Origin of the sequence: Arthrobacter sp. YC-RL1, from assembly GCF_001454985.1 — a bacterium.
GTDB lineage: Bacteria > Actinomycetota > Actinomycetes > Actinomycetales > Micrococcaceae > Glutamicibacter > Glutamicibacter soli.
This window is the reverse complement of sequence record NZ_CP013297.1, coordinates 3,530,899-3,552,959: the sequence shown is the minus strand read 5'-3', so window position 1 is coordinate 3,552,959 and position 22,061 is coordinate 3,530,899. Positions and strand designations below refer to the sequence as shown.

General features: G+C 62.8%; 19 protein-coding genes. 7 read left to right on the top strand and 12 right to left on the bottom strand.

Annotated features, from left to right (window positions below):
* Positions 1 to 12 precede the first annotated feature (12 nt).
* The 5 genes from ATC04_RS16345 to ATC04_RS16325 all read right to left on the bottom strand — a co-directional run bounded on the left by ATC04_RS16345 (position 13) and on the right by ATC04_RS16325 (position 5,452).
* Positions 13 to 921 (bottom strand): hypothetical protein, encoded by a 909-nt coding sequence (locus ATC04_RS16345; RefSeq protein ID WP_157359298.1) that lies wholly within the window; start codon positions 919 to 921, stop codon positions 13 to 15.
* A 94-nt stretch (positions 922 to 1,015) separates the two neighbouring features.
* A complete protein-coding gene (locus tag ATC04_RS16340) occupies positions 1,016 to 1,603 on the bottom strand; it encodes a hypothetical protein (RefSeq protein ID WP_047118055.1) in 588 nt (195 codons plus the stop codon).
* A gap of 4 nt (positions 1,604 to 1,607) precedes the next feature.
* Positions 1,608 to 1,964, bottom strand: a complete 357-nt coding sequence (locus ATC04_RS16335) for a VOC family protein (protein WP_047118054.1) — start codon at positions 1,962 to 1,964, stop codon at positions 1,608 to 1,610.
* 131 nt (positions 1,965 to 2,095) lie between these two features.
* A complete protein-coding gene (locus tag ATC04_RS16330) occupies positions 2,096 to 4,651 on the bottom strand; it encodes an ATP-dependent Clp protease ATP-binding subunit (RefSeq protein WP_047118053.1) in 2,556 nt (851 codons plus the stop codon).
* A gap of 123 nt (positions 4,652 to 4,774) precedes the next feature.
* Positions 4,775 to 5,452 carry a response regulator transcription factor gene (locus ATC04_RS16325; RefSeq protein ID WP_047118052.1) on the bottom strand — a complete coding sequence of 226 codons (678 nt, stop codon included), beginning with the start codon at positions 5,450 to 5,452 and terminating at the stop codon, positions 4,775 to 4,777.
* Between the two features lie 85 nt (positions 5,453 to 5,537).
* Here ATC04_RS16325 and ATC04_RS16320 point away from each other — a divergent pair, with 85 nt between their 5' ends.
* From ATC04_RS16320 to ATC04_RS16310, 3 genes are all read left to right on the top strand, one after another.
* Entirely contained in the window at positions 5,538 to 5,726 is a 189-nt protein-coding gene (locus ATC04_RS16320; RefSeq protein WP_047118051.1) for a hypothetical protein, read from the top strand.
* 49 nt (positions 5,727 to 5,775) lie between these two features.
* On the top strand, positions 5,776 to 6,960 hold the full coding sequence (locus ATC04_RS16315) for a histidine kinase (RefSeq protein ID WP_047118050.1): 1,185 nt from the start codon (positions 5,776 to 5,778) through the stop codon (positions 6,958 to 6,960).
* Positions 6,961 to 7,302: 342 nt separating this feature from the next.
* A complete protein-coding gene (locus tag ATC04_RS16310; protein ID WP_047118049.1) occupies positions 7,303 to 7,923 on the top strand; it encodes a malonic semialdehyde reductase in 621 nt (206 codons plus the stop codon).
* 88 nt (positions 7,924 to 8,011) lie between these two features.
* On the opposite strand, the gene ATC04_RS16305 is transcribed toward ATC04_RS16310, so the two are convergent.
* Positions 8,012 to 9,235 carry a hypothetical protein gene (locus ATC04_RS16305; RefSeq protein WP_047118048.1) on the bottom strand — a complete coding sequence of 408 codons (1,224 nt, stop codon included), beginning with the start codon at positions 9,233 to 9,235 and terminating at the stop codon, positions 8,012 to 8,014.
* A 308-nt stretch (positions 9,236 to 9,543) separates the two neighbouring features.
* Between ATC04_RS16305 and ATC04_RS16300 the strand changes: the two genes are divergently transcribed.
* Positions 9,544 to 10,818 (top strand): FAD-dependent oxidoreductase, encoded by a 1,275-nt coding sequence (locus ATC04_RS16300; protein WP_047118047.1) that lies wholly within the window; start codon positions 9,544 to 9,546, stop codon positions 10,816 to 10,818.
* A gap of 96 nt (positions 10,819 to 10,914) precedes the next feature.
* Here the strand turns inward: ATC04_RS16300 and ATC04_RS16295 are convergent, their stop codons facing one another.
* Positions 10,915 to 11,769, bottom strand: coding sequence for an NAD-dependent epimerase/dehydratase family protein (locus tag ATC04_RS16295; protein ID WP_047118046.1), 855 nt, complete (start codon positions 11,767 to 11,769; stop codon positions 10,915 to 10,917).
* Positions 11,770 to 11,935: 166 nt separating this feature from the next.
* Between ATC04_RS16295 and umuD the strand changes: the two genes are divergently transcribed.
* From umuD to ATC04_RS16280, 3 genes are read left to right on the top strand one after another with little or no spacing between them, the layout of a single operon-like run.
* The gene (gene umuD / locus ATC04_RS16290) at positions 11,936 to 12,382 is read left to right on the top strand and encodes a translesion error-prone DNA polymerase V autoproteolytic subunit (protein ID WP_231736011.1); all 447 of its coding nucleotides are present in this window, start codon (positions 11,936 to 11,938) and stop codon (positions 12,380 to 12,382) included.
* Positions 12,372 to 13,664 (top strand): Y-family DNA polymerase, encoded by a 1,293-nt coding sequence (locus ATC04_RS16285; protein WP_047118045.1) that lies wholly within the window; start codon positions 12,372 to 12,374, stop codon positions 13,662 to 13,664. Before umuD ends, ATC04_RS16285 begins: the two co-directional genes overlap by 11 nt.
* Positions 13,665 to 13,720: 56 nt before the next feature.
* The gene (locus ATC04_RS16280) at positions 13,721 to 15,010 is read left to right on the top strand and encodes a glycoside hydrolase family 3 N-terminal domain-containing protein (protein WP_047118044.1); all 1,290 of its coding nucleotides are present in this window, start codon (positions 13,721 to 13,723) and stop codon (positions 15,008 to 15,010) included.
* A gap of 117 nt (positions 15,011 to 15,127) precedes the next feature.
* On the opposite strand, the gene ATC04_RS16275 is transcribed toward ATC04_RS16280, so the two are convergent.
* The 5 genes from ATC04_RS16275 to ATC04_RS16255 form a co-directional block, all read right to left on the bottom strand.
* Positions 15,128 to 18,391 carry a S8 family serine peptidase gene (locus ATC04_RS16275; RefSeq protein WP_047118043.1) on the bottom strand — a complete coding sequence of 1,088 codons (3,264 nt, stop codon included), beginning with the start codon at positions 18,389 to 18,391 and terminating at the stop codon, positions 15,128 to 15,130.
* Between the two features lie 380 nt (positions 18,392 to 18,771).
* On the bottom strand, positions 18,772 to 19,260 hold the full coding sequence (locus ATC04_RS16270; protein WP_047118042.1) for an FBP domain-containing protein: 489 nt from the start codon (positions 19,258 to 19,260) through the stop codon (positions 18,772 to 18,774).
* Between the two features lie 385 nt (positions 19,261 to 19,645).
* Positions 19,646 to 20,470, bottom strand: coding sequence for a hydroxymethylpyrimidine/phosphomethylpyrimidine kinase (locus ATC04_RS16265; protein WP_047118041.1), 825 nt, complete (start codon positions 20,468 to 20,470; stop codon positions 19,646 to 19,648).
* A 36-nt stretch (positions 20,471 to 20,506) separates the two neighbouring features.
* Positions 20,507 to 21,121, bottom strand: coding sequence for a hypothetical protein (locus ATC04_RS16260; RefSeq protein WP_147407293.1), 615 nt, complete (start codon positions 21,119 to 21,121; stop codon positions 20,507 to 20,509).
* Between the two features lie 144 nt (positions 21,122 to 21,265).
* Positions 21,266 to 21,970, bottom strand: a complete 705-nt coding sequence (locus tag ATC04_RS16255; RefSeq protein WP_047118039.1) for a TetR family transcriptional regulator — start codon at positions 21,968 to 21,970, stop codon at positions 21,266 to 21,268.
* Positions 21,971 to 22,061: the final 91 nt, after the last annotated feature.

Sequence of the window (22,061 nt, the reverse complement as noted above, 5' to 3'; positions counted from 1 at the left end):
AGCGTAGATGGCTTAGCCATTGATGGACTCATCGTATTCTTCGACGCTGGTGTCTTCGCCGCCGCGTGCTGTGACGGTCAGTTTCTCCAAAGGCTGCAGACCGTCGTTCTTTTCGTTGATGCGGATCATCATGTTGCTGGATACAAACCCTGATGCCGGCAAATCGTAGGTGCCGTCCATCCATGGTCCATCCTCGAGGGTTACCACAAGTTCACCGGGTGCGGGAGATTCAACTTTGTCGATGTAGGCATGCGGATCGCTCGGAATGCACTGACGGTAGATCTTGAGGCTGGTGATTTCCGCTTTGCAGAACGATTCGTAGGTGTCGTTCATGCTGTTCAGCCATTGGACGTATTTCTCCTGCGCCCAGGCTTCGCGGTCCTCCGGATCGGCCCCGGTCAATGCGCGGGTGTAGGTGCCTGAGTACTTGTTGTTTTCGGTGGAGAACGTAATGGTTTCAAGTTCGGGCGAGTCCTTGCCGATGCTCTCGAACATGATCAGACCCATGAATCGAAGCTCATCGGTCGGCCCTTGGTAGGACTCCTGCATTCCGTCCTTGTTGAAGACCATGTCATTCGCGAGCTTGATGTCGATGACTCCGGGTTTGGGCGAGGTCCAGCCGGTCATCAAGTTGTAGGGGTACAGGAATCCCTTGGTGGACTTGATCCCGGAATTGTCCACCCACATCTGGATTTTCTCGTCGGCCCAGTCCTGCCCGGAATTCCGGAGTGGTTCCACCGATTGTTCTGCGGACTGGGTAGATGACGGTGCTACGGCCTCGGCGGCAGGGCTCGACGCGGTTGAACCCACTGCCGGGGGAGCCACCTCGGGCTGCTGTGGCGGGGTGGAGCTGCAACCAGACAGCAGGAATGCTGCGGCAACTGCAAGGCCCAGAATGCGGATTCGGATGACGACCTCCAACGATATTACAGAATCTCCAGTCTATGTGCACGGCCGAGAAGAGCCTTCTTTGCACGCAAAAATGAACAATTCGCCGAACGCGGCTGGAAATACGCTAGCTGGCCGGGGCCGCTGCCACCAGTTCGGCCTTGCGGAGCAGTGGGTGCTTGACCAGTTCCCCGCCCAGCGCGTCCAGGATCGCCTGCGCGGAGTCGCCGTTGAAGACGAACACCGGCCCGTCGAAGCGGAAATAGACATCCTCATGCCATCCGATGGTGCCGTCGCCCAGCGCACGGTGCAGCGCCAGCACGGTTGCTTCCAGATCCGCATCTGATTCCTCGGCCAGACGAGTGCGCAGCAGCACGTATTCGCTGGTGCCCAGCGCGGTGCGCTCGCCGTCGACCTCGATCCATGAACCGCGCGCCAGCCCGTTGGCCACCAGCCAACCGCTCAGGGCCGCGACCAGCTTCTTCAGGTCCGGGCAGGAGACCTCGAACTGCACATCGCTGGAGAGCGGTTCCTCGTGCTCCGAGATCGCGGTTCCCGAAGCGACCACGCGCGCGGCGCACTGCTGCTTGGCCGCCGCCACTTCCAGCAGGGCCTGCTCCTGCTGCTGGCGCAGGCGGACGGTCATCGGCTGGGCGAAATGCACATCGATGCGGTGGGTTGCCGGCTGCTCGGTCTTCCTGGAGAAAAGGCCCATGAGACTAGTCCCCGTGGGGATCCGAGACGCAGAAGACGATGCCGAAGGGGTCGCGCAGCACGCTCCACCCGAAGTCGGGGTCATCCGTGTGCTCCTCGACCAGGGTGGCCCCGGCCGCCAGCAGCTCGCCGACTTCCTTGGCACGGTCGGCCTTGGCCTCAAGGTCCAGATGCACCCGGTTCTTGCCTTCAGTCACCTCGTCGACCTGCTGGAAGCCGATTCTGGCCGGGAACCCGGGAATCGAGAGCATGGTGAAGCCGGGGTACTGGCCCGCGTATTCGCCGTGCAGCACCAGCCGCCACCAGGCAGCCGCAGACTGCTCGTCCAGGGTATCGAGAGTGATCATGCCGATATTCGCCATGGGTACCAACCTACCGGGGCGCGGGGATCTTGGGTAGGGCAACGCAAGCAATTGACCGGGACGGCGAAGGGCGGCCTGCGGGACCGTTGCCGGTTCCCGCAGGCCGCCCTTCGCTGGTCTGGCTGCGCTGGCTAGCTGCCGAAGAAGTCCATGACCTTTTCCTCGGCTGCCGGCGGAGCCGGGGGCGCGACCTGCTTGGCGACCTTCAGCTTCCCGTCGGCGTAGTCCACGGCGATGGTGTCCCCGGCGGCGACCGCGTCGTTGATCAGCAGGTCGGCAATCGCGTCCTGGACCTTGCGCTGCACCAGGCGGCGCAGCGGGCGGGCGCCGAACTCCGGGTCGTATCCTTCGTCGGCGAGCCAGGCCACAGCGGCGTCGCTGACATCCAGCGAGAGCTCCTGGTCGGCCAGGCGCTCGCCGGTTTCGGCCAGCACCAGCTTGACGATCTGCCCGATCTCCGACTGGCTCAGCTTGCTGAACAGCAGCACCTCGTCCAGCCGGTTCAGGAACTCGGGGCGCATGAACTCGCGCACCTTGCCCATCACCTTGGCGCGGATCTCCCCGGCCTCGCTGGCCGCATTGGCCGAGGTGAAGCCGAAGTTGCCTGCCTTGTTGGCCAGATACTCGCCGCCCAGGTTGCTGGTCATCAGGATCAGCGTGTTGGAGAAATCCACGGTGCGCCCGGCCGAGTCGGTCAGCCGGCCGTCGTCAAGCACCTGCAGCAGCACGTTGAACACATCCGGGTGGGCCTTCTCGATCTCGTCGAGCAGGATCACCGAGTACGGGTTGCGGCGCACCTTTTCGGTCAACTGGCCGGGCTGGTCATGGCCGATGTAACCCGGAGGCGCTCCGATCAGGCGTGCCACCGTGTGCTTCTCGCCGTATTCGCTCATGTCCACGCGGATCATCGCGTCGGCCGAGCCGAACAGGTTGGTCGCCAGGGCCTTGGCCAGCTCGGTCTTGCCCACGCCGGTCGGGCCGAGGAACAGGAAGGAGCCGATCGGGCGCTGGGCGGGGGACAGGCCGGTGCGGTTGCGGCGCACCGCGCGGGCCACCGCAGCCACGGCTTCGGACTGGCCGATCACCGAGGCGTGCAGCGACTCTTCCAGCGTCGACAGGCGCGCCTTGTCGTCTCCGGAGATCCGCGAGGCCGGGATGCCCGTGGAGCGGGAGATGACCTCGGAGATCTGGGCTTCGTCGACCACGCGGGTGATACCGGCGTCGCCGGCCTGCTCCGCCGCGGCGATGCGCTCGCTCAGCGCGGTGATGTGGTCGCGCCAGGCTCCGGCGTCCTCGAAGCGCTCCTCGGAGATCGCCCGGGCCTTGTCGCGCTCTGCATCGACCAGCTCGGCGCGCAGGCCCTGGACGTCCTCGGTGTCCCCGGCCGCGATGGAACGGCGGGCGCCGGCGATGTCGATCAGGTCGATCGCCTTGTCCGGCAGGCGGCGGTCCGTCAAGTAGCGGGCCGACAGGCTCACCGCGGCCTTCAGCGCCTCAGGGGTGTACTGCACCTGGTGGTGGTCCTCGTAGGATTCGCGCAGACCCTCGAGGATCGCCAGCGCGATCTCCTGGGACGGCTCCTCCACGGTGACCTTGCCGAAGCGGCGGGCCAGCGCGGAGTCCTTCTCCACCTTGCGGAACTCGTCCAGCGTGGTGGCGCCGATCAGATGCAGCTCGCCGCGCGCCAGGCGCGGCTTGAGGATGTTGGCGGCGTCCATGTTGCCCGATTCGCCCGAGCCCGCGCCGACCAGCAGGTGCATCTCGTCGATGAAGACGATGGCCTGGCCCTCGGCGTCGGCGACCTCTTCCAGCAGGCCGGTCAGGCGCTGCTCGAAGTCGCCGCGGTAGCGGGTGCCTGCGAGCATGCCGGGCAGGTCGATGGAGATCAGCTGGGCGCCGCGGATCTGCTCCGGGACCTCATCCGCCACGATGGCGCGGGCCAGCCCCTCGGCGATGGCGGTCTTGCCCACGCCGGCTTCGCCGATGAGCACCGGGTTGTTCTTGGTGCGGCGGGCCAGGATCTCGATGACCTGGGCCAGCTCGTCGTCGCGTCCGATGACCGGGTCGATCTGGCCGTCCGCGGCCAATGCGGTCAGGTCGGTGCCGTAGCGCTCCAGCATCGAGACGTCGGACTCCTCGGAGTCCTGCGCCTGGCCGGACTGGGCGCGCTGGACCTGCTCCATGGCTGCCTGCTGCAGCGACTGGCCGGTGATCCCGTGCTGGGCCAGCAGGTTGCTGACGGGGGATTCCGGGTTGAAGACGAAGGCAAGGAACAGGTGGTCCGGGTCGATGTAGGTCGAACCGTAGTTGCGCGCCACCTGGTAGGCGTCGAACAGGCTGCGCTGTGCGGCGGAGGAAAGCCGGGTCGGCTTCTCCTGCTGGTCCTGGCTCTGCGGCAGGTGGGCGATGGCATCCTTGGACAGGGACTCGATGTCCGTGCCCATGGCTTCGAGGTGCGAACGGATGGGTTCGGTGCGCAACAGCGCAATGAGAAGGTGGAGCGAATCGATTTCGTCATGGCCGTGCTCATGCGAAATCGAGGCTGCGGTGGTGACTGCCTCATGGGTGCGTGCGGAAAGCAGGCGGGTGATATCGATCGGCCGGGCAGCTTGAGCGCGCGAGGAAAGGAACCGGGAGAGGAATTCCTCGAACGAGCCGTTGTCGGGTGAGCCGAAGAATGCTGGCAAGTGAACCTCCTAGTAGAAACTTGAGCGGTCTATGCTCATGTTCAACGTATTCGGCACAAATCTATTCCCGGCACCTGCCGGGAAGGCGTGTTAGGAGACCTATTTCACCATCGGCGAAGCTGCTTACTGATCGCGTGGAATCTCGATGAGGCCCATGCGCGTAGCGGCGACCAGCGCTTGGACGCGGTCGCGAACTTCGAGCTTGGAGAAGATCTTGGCCATATGCGTTTTTACGGTGGCTTCTGAAATCTTCAATTTTCGGCTGATTTCAGTGTTATTAAGTCCGTTCGCCAGAAGGTTCAGAATTTCCACCTCGCGCGCAGTGAGGCCGAGATCCTCGATCAGATCCCGGACTTCCTGACTGGTGTCCCGGTATGCCGATTGAATTGCGGAGACGAGATCCGAAGAAACCGAGGGGGAAATGGCTGCGGTTCCGTTGTGGACCGCATGGATCGCGCTGATGATCTCAGCCGGTTCGGTGTCTTTGACCAAGTAGCCTCCGGCTCCGGCAGCCAGCACGGGGACGAGGTAATCGTCCGAGGAGAAGGCGGTGATGGCCAGGATTGCGGGGCTGTTTCGAGTGGCCTTGATTTCGCGTGTAGCCTCGACGCCGTCCATGACCGGCATCTGCAAATCCATCAGAACAACGTCGACTTTATTGTCCCGGCAAAATTCAACCGCTTTTAATCCGTTATCTACAGATTCAAGCGTTACAATTCTCTGATCCGTTGCTAGGATTGTGCCCAGCGCATTCCGAATTAGAGGCTCGTCGTCGACGATGAGCACTTTGATCTGCTCCATCAGTTTCCTTAGAAAGATACTGCAGGCCAGGTCCGGACTGCTCACTCGAAACTATATATAAGAATACTCAACCATGGGGTGTGTTATGAAGGCACTGAAGATGCTCGCGGTAGCGGCATTGGTACTTGCGCCGGTTACTGCAGTTGCAGCTCCGGCATCGGCCGCAACCGCTGGCAGCCAGCTGATCTCGAAGGGTGGCGCAGTTGCGACCCCAGCTGGCTGGGGCACTGACTTCTCGAACTGGTTCTGCAAGAACTACGGTCTGGCCTGCTAAGAACTTCATCTGCTTGACTTCACCATCTAGCCAGTGAAGTATTCGGCGTATGAAAGCAAGGCTGAAAGACACCCTGACCAAGCAGTTTGCTGGTCGGGGTGTCGTTGTTTGGGGTGGCACCGCAGTACTGTTGGCGATTTCAGCCACCGAGATCATCACCATACTTCAAGATGGATTTAACGAAGCGCCTGAGAGGGCGATCCGTGGAGCGCTAGCAGGAGTGGTGCTTTGTACGGCGCTGATTATTGGCCGTCGCTGGGTTGGCGCGTCTTTGGGTATTTATATTGCCTCAGCGTTTTTTTTCTTCGGGAATGGGCAACTTCTCCTCTGGATAGTGCTTTCTTCTGTGGCGTTTTCGGCATTGGCTGCAACAGCATCATCCAAGCAAATTCGCGTTTGGTACCTGACTCTCTTTGTAGGTTGGATGGTGCAGTTCATTGCAAGAGCTGGTGACGATGCGATCCTAATTCTTATGGTGGCACCGTTTGCGGCATTGTCTTTCGCGCTGACGCGGAGCATCTTCGTTCTGCGTGAACGGAACGTCAAAGCAGTCAAAGATATTGAAGAAGCTGGCCGCAGGGCGCAGCAATCCATCGAAGACGAGCGGAAGAATATCGCACGCGATCTCCACGACATCGTGGCTCATGACATCACTGTAGTTGCGATGCAGTCCAAGGCTGCAAAATTCGCCAATGATGGACAGATGGCGTTGGATGCAATCGACGTTATCGCCAAGCTCAGTACCGAAACTCTTCATGACCTGCGCCTGATGCTCAATGTCTTGCGTACGGATGGAACCATGGCGGATCCGGCCGTGAGCGCCTCCGACAAGCCAGCGGCAACTACGGTTTATGCGGTCCAGGGCGTCGAGCTTTTCTCCCAACGGCTACGTGAGGCGAATTTTGTTGTGTCCTCGCACACCGAGGAAAAAATTTCCGACCTCCCGCGCTCGGCGCAAACCGCGCTCTATCGAGTCATGCAGGAGGCGACGACCAACGTCATTAAGCACGCATTGCCTGGCGGTGAATGCTCCATCTCTCTGACCGTTCATGGCAACGAGGCACGGCTTAAGATTACTAATCAGACCACGGATTCGAGCTCCGGAAAATCTTCCTTGCCAATCGGCGGCAGCGGCCTTATCGGCATGGAGGACCGCATGAAGGCTTTCGGCGGAAGATTCAATACTTCAGAGCGCAATGGGCGCTGGATTTTGACGGCCAGTATCCCGTTCTAGGCCTACCCTCCTACTAAAGTATGATTTCGCAATTCTTGCAGACACGATAAGTTATAGATGTATCGGTGAAGACCGATCACCGGTTAGGTACTTGGTGGTGTTTTGCGAGTGGCACCACGAAGGACCAAGGGTGATTAAAAGGTACGTTGCGTTACTGAGCGGACGATCTTTCATCGGCGTTGTGCCCCCATCGCACGCCGTTGTCCGCAAGTGACGTAACGTACCTTTTATAACGCAGGGCTTATGCGCATTCTAGTGACAGTGTTCACAAAGCGGCAATAGCGGCACGGGAACTTTATATCCTATTCACCAAGGATCCGTGAAAACTGCGAAAGCGAGCCCATGACCATTCAAGCTGAATCCAGCATCTACGAAGCACTTTCGATCGATCCGGCTGCCGCCGATCAACTTTTCTTCGAAGCCCGCAGCGCGAATTCATTCAGCGATGAGCCAGTATCCGATGAAACCCTCGATGCCATCTACGACGCGATGAAGATGGGTCCTACGCTGATGAACAATCAGCCGCTTCGCATTACCTGGGTCAAATCGGACGAAGCACGGCAAACCATCGCTGGAACCATGTCGGGAACGAATGCGCAGAAGGCGCTGACCGCTCCTGCGCTGGCGGTGCTGTCCTTCGACACCGAGTGGCATGAAGAATTCCCGAGCTTCTTCCCCCACGCTCCAGAGCGCAAGTCCATGTTCGAGAATCCCGACGTGCGCACCGCGGTGGGCAACAACAATGCCTGGCTCCAGGCCGGATACTTCATCATGGCCGTGCGCGCCGTCGGCTTGGCTGCCGGCCCCATGGGCGGTTTCGACAAGGCTGCTGTCGACCAGGCCATCAACGCGGACAACAACCACAAGTCGTTCCTGATCGTGAACGTCGGCAAGCCAGGCGAGAACCCGTGGTTCGACCGCCTGCCGCGCCACTCAAGCGAGCTGGCAACCCGCAGCATCTAGCGGATGGCTTGTTCAAGGAAATAAAGGCTGAAGGAGTGCGACGCATCTGTCGCACTCCTTCAGCCTTTAAGGTTTTCCGCGATGCGCCCTATTTGGCCACATCGGCCTCAGCATCCTCGGATTCCGCGTTGCCGCCAAGTACGTGGTTGGAAACCTTGGCGAGCGCACGTTCCAGCGCGGAGCGCAGAGCGACAGGCACGGTGATCTCCTCGTCGATCACCACAAGCCCTTCGCGCTCGAAATTGCGCAGCAGGCTTTCGACCTGCGGGATGACAATCTCAAGGCTCGGGATCAGGTGGTGTTGCTCTTCCGGCAGGTCGTCGGTGGTTGGAACCTGCAGCGCGAACTCCGTGCGCGGAGGCGTGCTGGAGGCCGCGTTGCTCAGCACGCCGGCCGTCATTTCCGCGATGGTCGACTGGCCCGGGGTTTCCAGCGTATTGATCAGCACGTGCGAGAAGAGGACTTCCGCGATGAGTTCCTTGACCAGGCGTGAGCCGGGGCCGGTCGAGCCGAGCAATGCCTGGGCCAAAGACTCGGTCGGCATGGCGTTCGGTGCCTGGTAGCGCAGCATGGCGGTGCCGATCAGCGCGTCCCAGTAGGCCGAAAGGCGCGGGACTTCGGCCAGGCTGGATACGGTTGTGCCGTCTTCCGGCTCCCAGAGGACCGATCCGGCCGCCGCGGGTTCCGCGCTCTCGTCGACGGTGATCAGCAGGCCCAGTGCGGACGCCGCATCCTGAAGGGTCTGGCCGGTCAGCACGCCCGAAGGCGAAGTGGGTTTGCCTTCGCCGACCCAGTTGACCAGCTCGCGGGCGGCATAGACGTACGGCATGGATTCCAGCGCGGCGTTTGCCTCGTCGTCTTCGAGGAACGGTGCGATGATCGGCGAATCGCCGGCCATGCGGGAGAGGAACTCGAAGGTCTGCTTGAAGTCATCCACGCTGCCGCCGAAGTTGGCGGTGGTGCCCAGGAAGGTCAAATAGTGCTTGAGGATCGCCGCGCTGGCCTCGGCAACTTCCTTGCCCAGTGACGACAGATGGCCCAGCTGTTCGCCGAGAACTTCAGGGTCAAGCGTCTTCACGTCCACGGACTTGCGCAGCTGGGCGTGCACGGTCAGCAGCGTGGTCAGTCCTTCCAGCGCCGCACGGGTTTCGCTGGCAGGACGGCCCTCTTCCTGGAAATGGCGGAAGAGCTGGGACTTGAAAGGCTGCAGATCCTGTCGGACCTCGGATTCAAAGGGAACCGAGCTTGCGCCTTCACGGCGGGCTGGATGGCCCTGCGACTGCTTTTTCTTGGCTGGTTTGCGTGATGCCATAAGTTTGCTGATTTTCCTTAGCTAGGCAGGAAAGATGATTCCACTCCAGTCTACGCAGGCAGCGAAATCCTCGACTCCCAACTGTGCGAATCAGCGGTGCTCCGGAGGCTTTCTATCCGTCGAAGCGTGATTGGCCGAAATAAATGCGGCGCTTGAGTTTGACCTCCGTATAAAACGCAGATCACAGGGTGGTGTGTCATCGCTCACCGTCGAATCCTCAGGACTCGTTGATTTTCGCCCTGTTTCACGCAAAAGTGAGTTGCGACGGCCCCGTGTGGAGGGGCTCTGAAAACTTAGGAGTGTGGATCATGGGTGCAGCTGTTCCTGATCATGTTGTAGTTGTCGGCGCAGGTTTCGTTGGCCTGTCGACCGCTTGGTACCTGCAGGAAGCCGGCGTCAAGGTGACCGTCGTGGACCGCGGCGGCGTGGCCTCCGGCTCGTCGTGGGGCAATGCCGGCTGGCTGACCCCGGCGCTGACCCTGCCGATCGCCGAACCGTCGGTGTTCTCCAACGGCCTGAAGATGATGCTGGATCCAGCTTCGCCGCTCTACATTCCGCTGAAGGCCGATGGGAAGCTGCTGCGCTTCCTGCTCGGCTTCGCCTGGCACTCGACCCCGAAGAAGTGGGAAGAAGCTATGCGCATCTTCTCCGAGGTGGGCCACACCGGCCTGGACGCATTCGACGAAATCGCCGAAGACACCTCCGCGGGACCGGGCGCCCGCGAGCTGACCAAGCCTGCAGACCCGTTCCTGACCGGCTTCGTTTCCATGAAGGACCGCGACGCGCTGCTGCATGAGTTCGAGATGATCCACAAGACCGGTGGCCATGTCGACTTCGACCTGCTTTCCGGGGACCAGCTGCGCAGCATCGAGCCGACCCTGTCGGACAACGTTGCCGCCGGCATCGCCATCAAGGGCCAGCGCTACCTGAACCCGCCGAAGTTCATGGAATCGCTCGCCGAGTCCGTGGTCGCCCGCGGCGGCGACATCATCGGCGCCTTCAACGTCACCGATGTGCGCGACAACGGTGGATCGGTCACCGTGATCGGTTCCGAGGGCCGCGCCATCACCGCCGACCACGTGGTGCTGGCAACCGGCGCATGGATGACCGACCTGGCGGCCAAGTTCGGCGTCAAGGTGGTTGTCCAGGCAGGCCGTGGCTACTCGTTCACCGTGGAACCGGAGAGCATGCCGACCCACCCGATCTACTTCCCGTCCCAGCGCGTGGCCTGCACCCCGCTCGGCGACCGCTTCCGCGTGGCCGGCACCATGGAGTTCCGCGACGTCAACCACAAGCTGGAACCGAAGCGCATCGAGGCCATCGTGGCAGCGGCCACCCCGGTCTACAAAGGCATCAACTGGGAGAACCGCAAGGAAGAATGGGTCGGCGGACGCCCGTGCACTGCTGACGGCCTGCCGCTGGTTGGCCAGACCTCCTCCTCGCGCGTCTCGGTCGGCGGCGGGCACGGCATGTGGGGCGTCGCCCTCGGCCCGCTGACCGGCAAGATCCTTGCCGCCCAGATCACCGGCCAGGCCGCACCGGCCATTTCCCGCCATTTCAACCCGCTGCGCAAGGGTTTTTAGCCCGTTTCGGTCCACACCCGGAACGTGAAAAGGCGAACCGGCCTGCACGCACCCATTCGGGTCGTGCAAGCCGGTTCGTTTACGTTTAACCGCTGCTCAGGGGTGGCGCGATGATTCCCCGGCCAGCACCGAGCGGTAGCCTTCGCGGTACCCGGGGAATGCCAGCGTGAAGCCGGTGGACAGCAGCTTGGAGTTATCGATCCTGCGGTCCGCGGCGCGCCGGGCGGCGGGTTCGGTGGCCGCAGGGGGAATCGGCAGGTCCAGCTCGCCGGCCAGGAAGGTGAAGATGTCCTCCAGCTGCGCCGGTTCGTTGTCGGTCACCAGATACAGCTGCTCGGCGAGGTCGCCCAGTTCCGCCACATGGACGATGGCCCGGGCCAGGTCGTCGCGGTGGATGCGGTTGGTCCAGTGGGATCCGAAAGGCAGCCGTGCGGTGCCGTTGCGCACCTGGGTGATCAGGTGGTTGCGTCCCGGGCCGTAGATGCCCGATGCGCGCAGCACCGTCACCGGCAGTCCCGAATCGAGCAGTGCCTGCTCGGTGCGGGCCAGCACCACCGAGGTTTCGCGGTTGGGTTCCGAAGGGGTTGACTCGTCCACCCAGTCTCCGTGGTCTCCGCCGGAGACCGCCGAGGAGGAAACATAGATGATGCGCTCAAGCTGCGGCGCCTGCTCCTTGAGTGCGCCGACCAGCTTGCCGGCCACCTGCAGGTAGGCCCGCTCGTAGCCCGGCACGTCGCGGCTGGCAGGCACCGGGGTGAGCACCGCGATCCGGGTTTCCGGGTCGATCCGCGGCCAGGGCTCGTCGCCCTGCAAATCGACGTCCTGGCCGTGCAGCGGCGCGGGCAGCTTGGAGCTGTTCCGGCGCCATCCGGTCACCTCGTGGCCGAGGGCGGCGAAGCGCAGCCCGGCTTCGGTGGCCACGTCGCCGCAGCTGATCAGCAGAATTTTCACGGTACTCCTTGGCTGGAACGGTGCGGGCTGCGGATGCCGCGCTCTCCCAGCGTAGGTGCAGCCGTGTGCCCTGGCCATTTCGGGCTTCACAAATAGTCGTCGGCACGGTGTCGATCAAACAGGGTACAATTCCAATTGTTCGAAAGTTTATGCGAATAAATTCTCCGTGGGATGGATCGAAGCAGGTGAGAAAGCGGTGGCAGATGCGCAGCCGTACGTGCCGGAAGGCGCCAGCCAGGGGCCCGTGCAAGCGGTCTCCGCGATGGGCTTTCCTTCCCCCGCCCGCGACTATTTCGACGGCGGATTCGACCTGAACCGCCTGCTGGTCAAGGACCGGGTATCCACCTTCATCATGCGCGTGGGCGGAGGATCCATGCAGTCCGCCGGAATCTACGACGGCGACGAGATCATCGTGGACCGCTCGATGCCGGTGCGCCACAACTCCGTGGTGGTCCTGACGCTCAACGGCCAGCTGCTGGTGCGCCGCTGGCAGATCGACGGACAGCGGGTCGGGCTGCTGTGCGACGAGTCCACGCTGCCGGTGGTGCTCGCCGAGGGGGACGACGTGAGCGTCTTCGGAGTGGTCACGAGGTGCCTGCACCATGTCCGGTGACCACGTCGCGCTCGTCGACGTCAACAACTTCTACGTCTCCTGCGAGCGTGTTTTCGACCGCTCGCTGATGAACCGGCCGGTTGTGGTGCTCTCCAATAACGACGGCTGCGTGGTGGCCCGCTCCCAGGAGGCCAAGGACCTGGGCATCGGGACCGGCGAGCCGTTCTTCAAGGTGCAGCGCTACATGCAAACCCACAACCTCGCCGTGCGCTCAAGCAACTACGAACTCTACGGCGACATCTCGGCGCGGGTCATGGAACTGCTCGGCCGCTTCGGCACCTGGCATGAGGTGTACTCCATCGACGAATCATTCGTCGGACTGGAGGGCGGCCTGGAACAGGTGCGTACCACGGCCGCGCAGATCCGTTCGTCCATCGACCGCCTGATCGGGGTCCCGGTGTGTGTCGGGGTGTCCTCGACCAAGACGCTGGCCAAGTTCGCCAACCACGTCGCCAAGCACAATGCGAACCTCGGCGGGGTGTGCGTGCAGGACCTCATGGACCCGGACGTGCTCGCACGGATCAAGTCGCTGGTGCCAGCCACGGATGTCTGGGGCGTCGGGCGCAAGACCGGCGCCAAGCTGGCCGGCATGGGCATCGAATCCATTGCGGACCTCGAAGCAGCCGATCCGATGCTGATCCGGCGAAAATTCTCGGTGGTCCTGCAACGCACGGTGTTCGAGCTCAACGGGCAACGATGCATCGGCCCGGTCGAGGAGCGCAGCGACAAGGGGCAGGTCATGTTCACCCGATCCTTCTCCTCCCCGGTGCGCACGCGCGAAGCCATGGAAGAAGTCATGTCCATCTACGCGCAGAAGGCCGCCGCGCGCCTGGCCAAGGAAGGCCGCTATGCGTCGCTGCTGACGGTGATGGCCGGGACCAGCCGCTTCGCCCAGGGGGAGGCCTCCTTCCCCAGCACCCAGGTGCGGTTGCCCAAGCCCACCCGCGACCCGATCCTGCTGACGCGTCTGGCCGTGGCCGCCATGAACGGGCTGATGCACACCGGCGTGGACTATGTGCGCGGCGGAGTCATCCTCTCCGGGCTAAGCGACTCCCCGGGTGAAGCGCAGCTGGACCTCTTCGGCCAGGGCGGGAATGATCCGGAGCACGAACCGGTGAACGTCTCGGGCGTGGTGCAGGACATCTCGGCGCGATTCGGGGCCAAGGCCATTGGCCTTGGACGCGCGGGGATCGCGCAGGCTCCGGCATGGTCGATGAAGCGCGAGCACATCTCCCAGCGCTACACCACCGAGTGGGACGAGCTGCCCCTGGTGAAGGCCTGAGATTCCCGGCCCGCCAAGCCAAGTTTCCTCGCAGGATCGAATGGAAGAATGTTCCCATGACACCTTGTACGCGCCGGCTTGTTTCGCTGGGTATGCTTTCCGTCCTGGTGTTGGGCGGCTGCAGCGCCGCCCAGCCCGGCAACCAGAACCCCACCCCCAGCGCGTCCGCAACGTCTGCACCGGGGGTGGGCAGCTCAGCGTCCGCAAGCCCGCAGCCGTCCTCCACTCCGACCGAAGGCCCGGAGCAGAGCTCAGCGCCATCCAGCCAGGGCACCGAGTCTTCGACGCCCGCTGGCGGATCCGGCGTGCGGGAGCAGGCCGAGGCGCTGGTTGATGAGATGACTCTGGATGACCAGGCGGCCAGCCTGGTGATGGCCGGTGTTCCAGCCACCGGCGCCGGCGCAGCGCAGATCGCCGCGCTGGAGGAGCAGGGTATCTCGAATGTCTTCCTGCGCGGACGCTCGCAGCTCTCGGTCTCCCAAACTGCGGCGCAGGTCCGGAAAATCACCGACGCCCTGGACCGGAATGTCCCGGGCAAGCTGCCGGTATGGGTGGCCACCGACCAGGAAGGCGGCTTCGTCCGAGTCCTGCAGGGCCCCGGGTTCACCGAACTGCCCACTGCGTTGACACAGGGTGCCTGGTCCCAGGCCACGCTGAAATCAAGGATGTCCGCCGTTGGCGGCGAACTGGCCGAGGCAGGCATCAACGTGAACCTGGCGCCAGTGGCCGATGTGGTTCCTTCCAGCATCGGCACGGCCAACGACCCGATCGGCTACTTCGGCCGCGAGTATGCGAACAACGCCGCGGATGCCGTCGCGGACGTGCTGACGATCAACCAGGCGCTGGCGGCCGAAGGTGTCCAGCCGGTGGTCAAGCACTTCCCGGGGCTGGGGCGAGTCACCGCGAATACCGACACCTCAAGCTCCGTCACTGACACATCGGTTGGCGCCGGGTCCCAGGATCTTGAGCCCTTCAAGGAAGCGATTGCGCAGGACCTGTCCTGGGTGATGGTTTCCAGCGCCCGCTACACGCAGATCGATGGGAAGAACGACGCGCCATTTTCGTCCAAGGTGATCACCGGGTTGCTGCGCGACAAGCTGGGATACGACGGACTGGTCATCTCCGATGACCTGTGCGAGGCGGAACAGGTGTCGAGCGTTTCGGTGGGGCAGCGTGCGGTGAAATTCGTTGCGGCCGGCGGCACCGTGCCGCTGTGCGTGAATACTTCGGACGCCGTCACGATGGCCGCGGCGCTGGCTCGTGAAGCCAAATCGGACAAGCAGTTCGCTGCCCAGGTCCGCGAGGCGGCGGTGATGGTGCTGGAGGAGAAGCTGGAAGGAAGATAGCCAGACTGCACCTCGGGGGAATCGTTTTTAACAGGCGGCGGCCCGGACGACTTCTTACTCGCGAAGAAGCCGTCCGGGCCGGTCTATTGCTGGGACGCTGGCTGGGAGCCTGCGGTCCTAGCGGATTTTGAGCACCTGGGCACGTTCGCCCGACTCATTGTGCAGGTGCAGCAGCAGCGCCTTGGCATCCTTGGCGTTGCGGGCAACCGAGACTGGCAGGCGGGTGTCGTCCAGGTCGGTGAACAAGGTTCCGGTTGCGCCGAAGTCGACCTTCGGAGCGGTCACATTGAACTTGACCCATCCGGTCTCGTCAATCGGAACCATCGAACCCTCCTCGTTGGTGTTGTACCAGGAGTAGCTCGCCACGCGGTAGGAGATGTCCGACGACTTCTCGGTCAGGCCCAGAGCAGCCAGCGACACCGGGAGGATTGCCGTGTTGGTGTCGAAGCTGTTGGTGTCCACATCGCCCAGTACGCCGTTGACCGGCTGCAGGTCGACCTGCTGGAGGGTCTTCAAATCGAAGGTTGCCACCAGATCGAGATCGATCTCGTCGATCGCGGTGGTGAAGCTGACAAAGTCGGCCTCGCCATCGTTGTTGGTGTCGATCTCGACATCAAGCTCGGTTCCGCCGGCCAGGTGAGCCCAGTTGGCGTAGGTCGAAATACCGATATTCAGCAGACCGTCGGCAACACCGGTGCGCGGAGCTGTGGTCGAGGCACCGACGTGCTGCAGGTCCATCGACCGTGCGCCTGGAATGGCGTCCAGCGAGGACGGGCCGCGCTTGCTGCTAGCGCCCAGTTCAAAGGCTCCCATCAGGGAGAAGACTTGGCTTGGGCCCTGGCCCGCGATGACGTCATCACCCTTGAGCGAAAGTTCCAGAGCCGAATCGTGCTTGCCGTTCTTGACCTTCTTGACCTTGGCCGACATGTCGGCGACTAGCTTCGGAGCAGCCTGGACAGGCACGCGCAGGGTTGGCGCGGACTTGCTGGTCAGCTCTACGCGTCCGGTGGCGTCTGCCAGCCACGCGCGGTCGAGGCCCGACTGCTGGGCGTCCATGGTTGGATCCATGGTCTTGGCCCAACGCTTCGGATCAACCTGCAAGGTGACCTTGACCTTGGTGCTCTTGCCCGGGGCGACAGTCACCGAACGGCGGTCGAGGCTGTAGGTGGCACCCGGAATCTCGGTGGCAGGTACATACTTCACCGCGTAGGTCTGGGTCTTCTTGCTGGTGTTCTTCACCGTGATGTCGCGGCTGGCCTTGTACTTCTTCTTGCCCTCAAGCTCGACAACCCCGAAGACAACGCTGGTCAGATCCGAGTCCTTGGACGCGTAGGCGTAGGCCGGAGTGGAGATGGCCTTGTCTGCCATGACGCGGCCGGCGCCCACGCGGTTCGGACCGTAGATATCGCCGTCGGCATCCTTGATGTCGGTGGCGGCGGTGTTCATCACGATGCTCTTGGCCTGGGCCGGCGTCAGATCCGTGTCCTCAAGCACCAGTGCTGCAATGCCGGCAACCAGCGGGGTGGCCATGGACGTACCGGACATGACGGCGACGCCGTTGCCGGTGCCCACGCCGACCGAACCGATCTGGGTACCCATGGCGGCGACATCCGGCTTCACGATGCCGTTGGACCCATGCACGCCTCGCGACGAGGACGAGTTCAAGGTATCGAGCACACCGGAAGGGCTGGAAGCCGCGCCGGCGAAGTCGGGGGAGAGGGTGACCTTCAGCGTTCCGGCATCGGCGGCAGGGCGCAGCTTGGTGGAATTATCCAAGGTCAGCTGGGCGCCGGGGATGGTCGTGTTGCCGGCGATGCCGGCGTCGAAGACGTTGGCTTCGGAATCCAGCAGGACACCGGTGGCGCCTGCAGCCTCCGCGTTATTGAATCGAGCTGCGGAACCGCAGGGGAATTCGCCGTTTTCACTCCACTGCAGCCAGACCCACTTGCCCTTCAGCGAACCGGGCTCGAACGGGCTGCAACCGAAGGCGTTGGACGAGGGGGCCATAACAACTTCGCCGGTCAGCTCGGCAGGATCTGCGTTGGTGTAATTGAAGTTCGCAGAGTACTGGCCAGCCACGTCACCGGCGACATCTGCCGGGGCGTCGACGCGAATCTTGTCCATGGTGAGCTTCGAGCCGACCGAGTTTGCCACGGTGAGCGAGCTGCGGGAGTTGCCCGGCGAGCCGCCCACATCGGTGACGTCGCCGGCGTTGCCGGAGGCCACCACGGAGAGGATGCCTGCAGCCGACAGCGCATCGACGATGTCATTTTCCGGATCTTCCACTGGGGAGTGGTCCGAACCGAGGGACATGTTCACCACGTCGGCGCGGTCGGAGAAATCGCCGTCGCCGTTGGGATCAAGCACGTAGTCAAGTGCCTGGCCCACCACGTCGGATGAACCGGTGCAGCCGAAGACGCGGATGCCGATCAGCTGCGCCTCCGGGGCGGAACCGGGACCGACCTTCATGCCCATGACGTCGTCAGCCTTGAGCTTGGAGTAGTCGCCGGTGAAGGTGGTGCCGTCCGCGTTGACGCCGTACCCGGCTGCGGTGCCTGCCACGTGGGATCCGTGCCCGGCGAGTTCGCAGTCCAACGGGTTGGGATCAGGATTCGGGATCGGCTGGTAGTCGTCGGCATCCGGGTCGGCGTTGTAGTTGTCTCCGACCAGGTCCCAGCCGCCGATGAACTTCTTCGGGTCAAGCAGGCCAGAATCCGCAGCGGGAAGGCCCTTCGATGCCTGGGCTTGCTTGTAGCCCTCCAGGGTTCCGGGGCCGCCGAAGCTGGCGTGGGTGTAGTCGATGCCGGTGTCCAGCACCGCGATCTTCACCCCGTCACCGGTCTTGTCCAGTGCCGTCCACGACTCCAGCGCGCCGGTATCGATAACCGACCCGCGGTTGGATGGTTTCTTGGGAACAATGGCGCTGATCTTGGCGACATCCGTGCGCTCGGCCAGTGCCCGGAGCGCGTCTGCGTCACCGGTCAATGCCACGCCGCGCACGGCGTTGGACGTCGAGTAGATGACCTCGGAATCCGCCTGGGCGGCGAGCTCCTTGCCCTTCTGCTTGACCTCTGAGCGGATCTTCTTGACCTTGGCCGCATCCTTGGACTTGCCGGACTTCTTGACCTCCTGGAAGGCTCCGTCGCCTTCCAGCTGGACGAAGACCGAGACTTCTCCGCTGGCCTTGGCCAAGGGCTTGGAAACCTTGAGGTTTGAAAGGGTATCGCTGCGGGTGACGGACAGCGAAGCTGCCTCATCCCCGTCCGCAGGTTGTGGAATATTGACTGCGCTTGCCGGACCGCCGATGGTGACCGCCAATGCCAAAGCAGTGGCTGATCCCAGCAGCAGGCGCGGCAGTGTGCCAGTGCGCCGTGTGACCATGATTCTCCTAGCCGAGCTGGACAGCGGAAATGCTCCCGAGGCCGGGCGGCCGATACGACAAAGCGGTGCGTGCCATGATGATCGTCCAGGGGCCGACGTCCGCCGAAGCATCAAGCCCCTAGTCTGGAATCATAGGTGACGCACGCCATATATCAAGGGGATATTGAACAATTATTGCGGGCCCGGCGGGCGGCCTGAATCCGTCTTTCATATTCAGTTGGCGGAAATTTCAACGGAGAATCGCCGATAGGTCAACGTGCGAGAGCCAAAATTTTTAGATTATTCCGTTCCGGGGCACGCGGCCTGTGACGGAAAGTGCATCGGCAGGGGAGGCGACGCCGGCGGAACAAGGCATGTTTCCCTGCTCCGCCGGAGGCCAGCTAGACGCGTTGGATGAAGCTGTCCACGCGCTCATCGAGCTGGATGATGCGCTGCGCAACGACCGCCATGGGATCGGGATTGATGGGGTCCTTCGGCGGAGCGATGCGTACGTTGGCGGAGCATTCGAAACGGGTGCAGAGCAGGGTGCCCAACGTGTCCCCGTCGCGGCCGGCCTGGCCGGAGCGGCGGGTGGTGAACATTCCCACCGCGCACGGCAAGGTGACGTCGCGACACATCTCGCACATGGCGGCGCTGCCACCCTTGCGCGCGCCGTCGGTGGCGCGCAGCAGCAGGCCGCGGGTTTCCCCTGCGGTATTCGTATAGATCATGTAGCCGCGCTGCGGCATCTTGGGATCGCGCCATCCGAGGTATTCCAGCGACTCCCAGTCGAGGCTGTTGAAGTTTTCCGGCAGGGTGAGTTTTTTGGCTTCCTGGCGGCTGGCGTTGATGAAGCTGGCGCGGATGGTTTTTTCGGTCAATGGCTGCATGGTAATTCCTTGGAGGTTCCGTCCGGTGCCCGGCGGGAATGCCGGACGGCGCGCCAAAGGCGCTGAATAGTGGGAAGGATCGGGTCCCGTCTAAGGCGCGGAAACGATGCAGGGCAGCAAGGCATTGGCCGTCAACGCTGGAGTTGAAGCCGCGCTATTTGCCAGTTGCCCCGTCCGCCGCAGGGACGAACGGGCAGAGCGTCAAAGTGGCGTGCATCGCCGACCGCCCTTTCCCGTGCCCAGGCACGCAACAAATTGAGATACTTCAACCACTTTAGCAAGCCAGCCCGCTTGCCCCCAAGAACGTCTGGTCAGGTGGTTAAATACAGACGCCGAGGAGAACGGTGGTTTTCCTCGGCGTCGGCGGTTCCGCGTGCGGGGCGGACTAGCGGCGGCCGCCCTGCCACAGGGCGTCGAATGGAGTCTTGCCGGCGACGCGGTTGCGGATACCTTCGGTGACGAATGCCTTCGCGGTGCGTGCAGCCTCAAGCGGGGTCGCGCCCTTGGCCAGTTCGGAGGTCACTGCGGCGGCCAGGGAGCAGCCGGCGCCGGAAACGGCGACTTCGCCGATCTTCTTCTCGCGCAGGATTTCGAGGGTCTCGCCGTCGTAGAACACGTCCACGGCGTCGTCGTCCGCGATGCGGACTCCGCCCTTGGCGAGCACCGCTGCGCCGGAGATTTCATGGATCTTCTTGGCCGCGGCCACCAGATCCTCTTCCGAGGTGATGGTCAGCCCCGAGAGCTGTTCGGCCTCGAAGTGGTTCGGGGTGACGAAGGTGGCCAGCGGCAGCAGGTTGGCCTTCAGCGCCTCGTCGGTGTCCAGGGCATGGCCTGGCTCCTGGCCCTTGCAGATCAGGACCGGATCCAGCAGGATATTGTCCCACTCCTGGGACTTCAGTGCGGTGGCGACGGTGTTGATCGTGGCAGGCGAACCCATCATGCCCAGCTTCACGGTGCCGAGCTTGCCTTCGTAGCAGGTCTGGATGGCTTCGAGCTGGTCGGCGATGACCTGCTGATCCACTGGCACGAAGCGGTGGTTCCAGGAATCCTTGGGGTCGAAGGACACGATGCAAGTCAGCGCGACGATGCCGTAGGTTCCCAGTTCCTGGAAGGTCTTCAGGTCGGCCTGGGCACCGGCGCCGCCGGTGGCCTCGGAGCCTGCGATGGTCAGGGTGAGCGCAGGGCTGCTTCCGGTGTTTGTATTAGTCATAGTCCCATGAATGGTTGTGCGTACTGGTGGTTACTTTTAGCCCTGTTGCCAGAAGCTGAGGTCGGTGGCCTTGGACCAGCCTTCGGCCAACGTTCCCGCATTTTCGCTGGACGCGACCAATAACAGCCATGGTATACCGTGCCCGTAGGCAGCTCCGGCAAAGTTCGCGAGAATCGCCCGGCGGGCGGTATCGGGGTCGCTGGGCGCATGCAGGTCGGGATCCGACAGCAGGCCGAAGTTGGAACCGTAGTGCATTCGGCCGCGGGCAACCGGGCGATCGAAGTCCGTGACCTCGACGACGTCGTAGTCGTTCATGGGGGCTTCGAACAATGCCGAGGTGTCGGGAAGTTTCACGACCTGTTCGACGTCCTCCGGCTTGCCTGCCAGCAGCGACATCTTCGCGGTTTCCTTCCAGCCTGCATCTTGCAGGCCTGCCGCGGTCTGTTCGTCGACAGGTCCGAGGAAGATCAGTCGCTGGGCATCGGCCGGAGCGGTCCAGGAGGCATCCGGCCAGTATCCGAGGACCTCGACATCTTCGCCGTCATGGTTAACCGAACGAATCTCGCCGGGAGTGGGAAACGAAGCGATGCGGTCCCGCAGGAGCGCGTATGCCTCGGTCCAGGCTGGCAATTCACGTCGTGTTCCGCTCATGTTGTATCGCACTCCTTCGAAGCCAGTGTCACCGGTTGTCACTTCCGACTTTACGCCCAAAACATGGCACCGCCAGAATGCGAACCGTGAACGTCCTGTGCGAGGCGTGGAGCTCCGCTGTCGCTTGCCGCGCAGGGGCCCGAATCAAGAAGCTTTGAAAACCTTCGGATCCGATGCTTGGCCTTCCTCTTGATCCCGAATCGAGTTTCCCGAATCCATGAGGGACAGGACATCTTCGAACAAAGAGCGCACCACCGGCAGCCTGCAGAGCACCGCGAACTTTGCGACCACGGGCGCGGCGTTGTTCATGAGCAGCATCGAGCGTCGCTGGTTGGCTGACTGGTCGTAGGCCCAGGCGGAGAACAGCTGCCGCGACAGGAGCCAGAGGAATTTCGGCAGATCCCTACGGATGCCCAATGGGGGCAGCGGCCGTGCGCCGGAAACGGCTTTTTCCCAGAGGGAGAATTCCACCGCGGAAAGTTCGTTGTCCATCAGATCCTGGGACAGCAGAACCTTCAGGAATGCGGGCCCGAACTCATGGTAGGGCTGCATGACATCCAGGCCCGAGGTGAAAACTGAACGGATGTTGCTTTCGAGTGTGTTTCCTTCATTGAGTGCGGCGTGGCATTGATCGAATTGCTCGGTGCGCAGATTCAGCAACAGCCGGGCGACGATGTCCTCCTTGGAGGAGAAGTAGTAGTAGGCGTGGGAAAGCGAGACCCCGGCGCGCGCGGCAATGACACGCATGCTGGAGGCTTTATACCCTTCGGCGGCAAAGCAGTCCAGCGCCGTGTGCAGGAGTTTGGCTTGGGTTTCCTGCCCTTTGAGCGTGCGCGGCTGAATGGTCATGTGGACGATTCTACCGAGTTTTTGAACGCGTTCAAAAACATGTCGAGTTCATGCGGAAGTAGGGGAGGCTCGTCACCAGGCTTCTTCGTAC

Excerpts from the sequence above, each read along its gene's own strand:
- ATC04_RS16340 (WP_047118055.1), bottom strand. The coding sequence starts at position 1,603 with ATGGGCCTTTTCTCCAGGAAGACCGAGCAGCCGGCAACCCACCGCATC.
- ATC04_RS16335 (WP_047118054.1), bottom strand. The coding sequence starts at position 1,964 with ATGGCGAATATCGGCATGATCACTCTCGATACCCTGGACGAGCAGTCT.
- ATC04_RS16325 (WP_047118052.1), bottom strand. The coding sequence starts at position 5,452 with ATGGAGCAGATCAAAGTGCTCATCGTCGACGACGAGCCTCTAATTCGG.
- ATC04_RS16320 (WP_047118051.1), top strand. The coding sequence starts at position 5,538 with ATGAAGGCACTGAAGATGCTCGCGGTAGCGGCATTGGTACTTGCGCCG.
- ATC04_RS16315 (WP_047118050.1), top strand. The coding sequence starts at position 5,776 with ATGAAAGCAAGGCTGAAAGACACCCTGACCAAGCAGTTTGCTGGTCGG.
- ATC04_RS16310 (WP_047118049.1), top strand. The coding sequence starts at position 7,303 with ATGACCATTCAAGCTGAATCCAGCATCTACGAAGCACTTTCGATCGAT.
- ATC04_RS16305 (WP_047118048.1), bottom strand. The coding sequence starts at position 9,235 with ATGGCATCACGCAAACCAGCCAAGAAAAAGCAGTCGCAGGGCCATCCA.
- ATC04_RS16300 (WP_047118047.1), top strand. The coding sequence starts at position 9,544 with ATGGGTGCAGCTGTTCCTGATCATGTTGTAGTTGTCGGCGCAGGTTTC.
- ATC04_RS16285 (WP_047118045.1), top strand. The coding sequence starts at position 12,372 with ATGTCCGGTGACCACGTCGCGCTCGTCGACGTCAACAACTTCTACGTC.
- ATC04_RS16280 (WP_047118044.1), top strand. The coding sequence starts at position 13,721 with ATGACACCTTGTACGCGCCGGCTTGTTTCGCTGGGTATGCTTTCCGTC.
- ATC04_RS16275 (WP_047118043.1), bottom strand. The coding sequence starts at position 18,391 with ATGGTCACACGGCGCACTGGCACACTGCCGCGCCTGCTGCTGGGATCA.
- ATC04_RS16270 (WP_047118042.1), bottom strand. The coding sequence starts at position 19,260 with ATGCAGCCATTGACCGAAAAAACCATCCGCGCCAGCTTCATCAACGCC.
- ATC04_RS16265 (WP_047118041.1), bottom strand. The coding sequence starts at position 20,470 with ATGACTAATACAAACACCGGAAGCAGCCCTGCGCTCACCCTGACCATC.
- ATC04_RS16260 (WP_147407293.1), bottom strand. The coding sequence starts at position 21,121 with ATGAGCGGAACACGACGTGAATTGCCAGCCTGGACCGAGGCATACGCG.
- ATC04_RS16255 (WP_047118039.1), bottom strand. The coding sequence starts at position 21,970 with ATGACCATTCAGCCGCGCACGCTCAAAGGGCAGGAAACCCAAGCCAAA.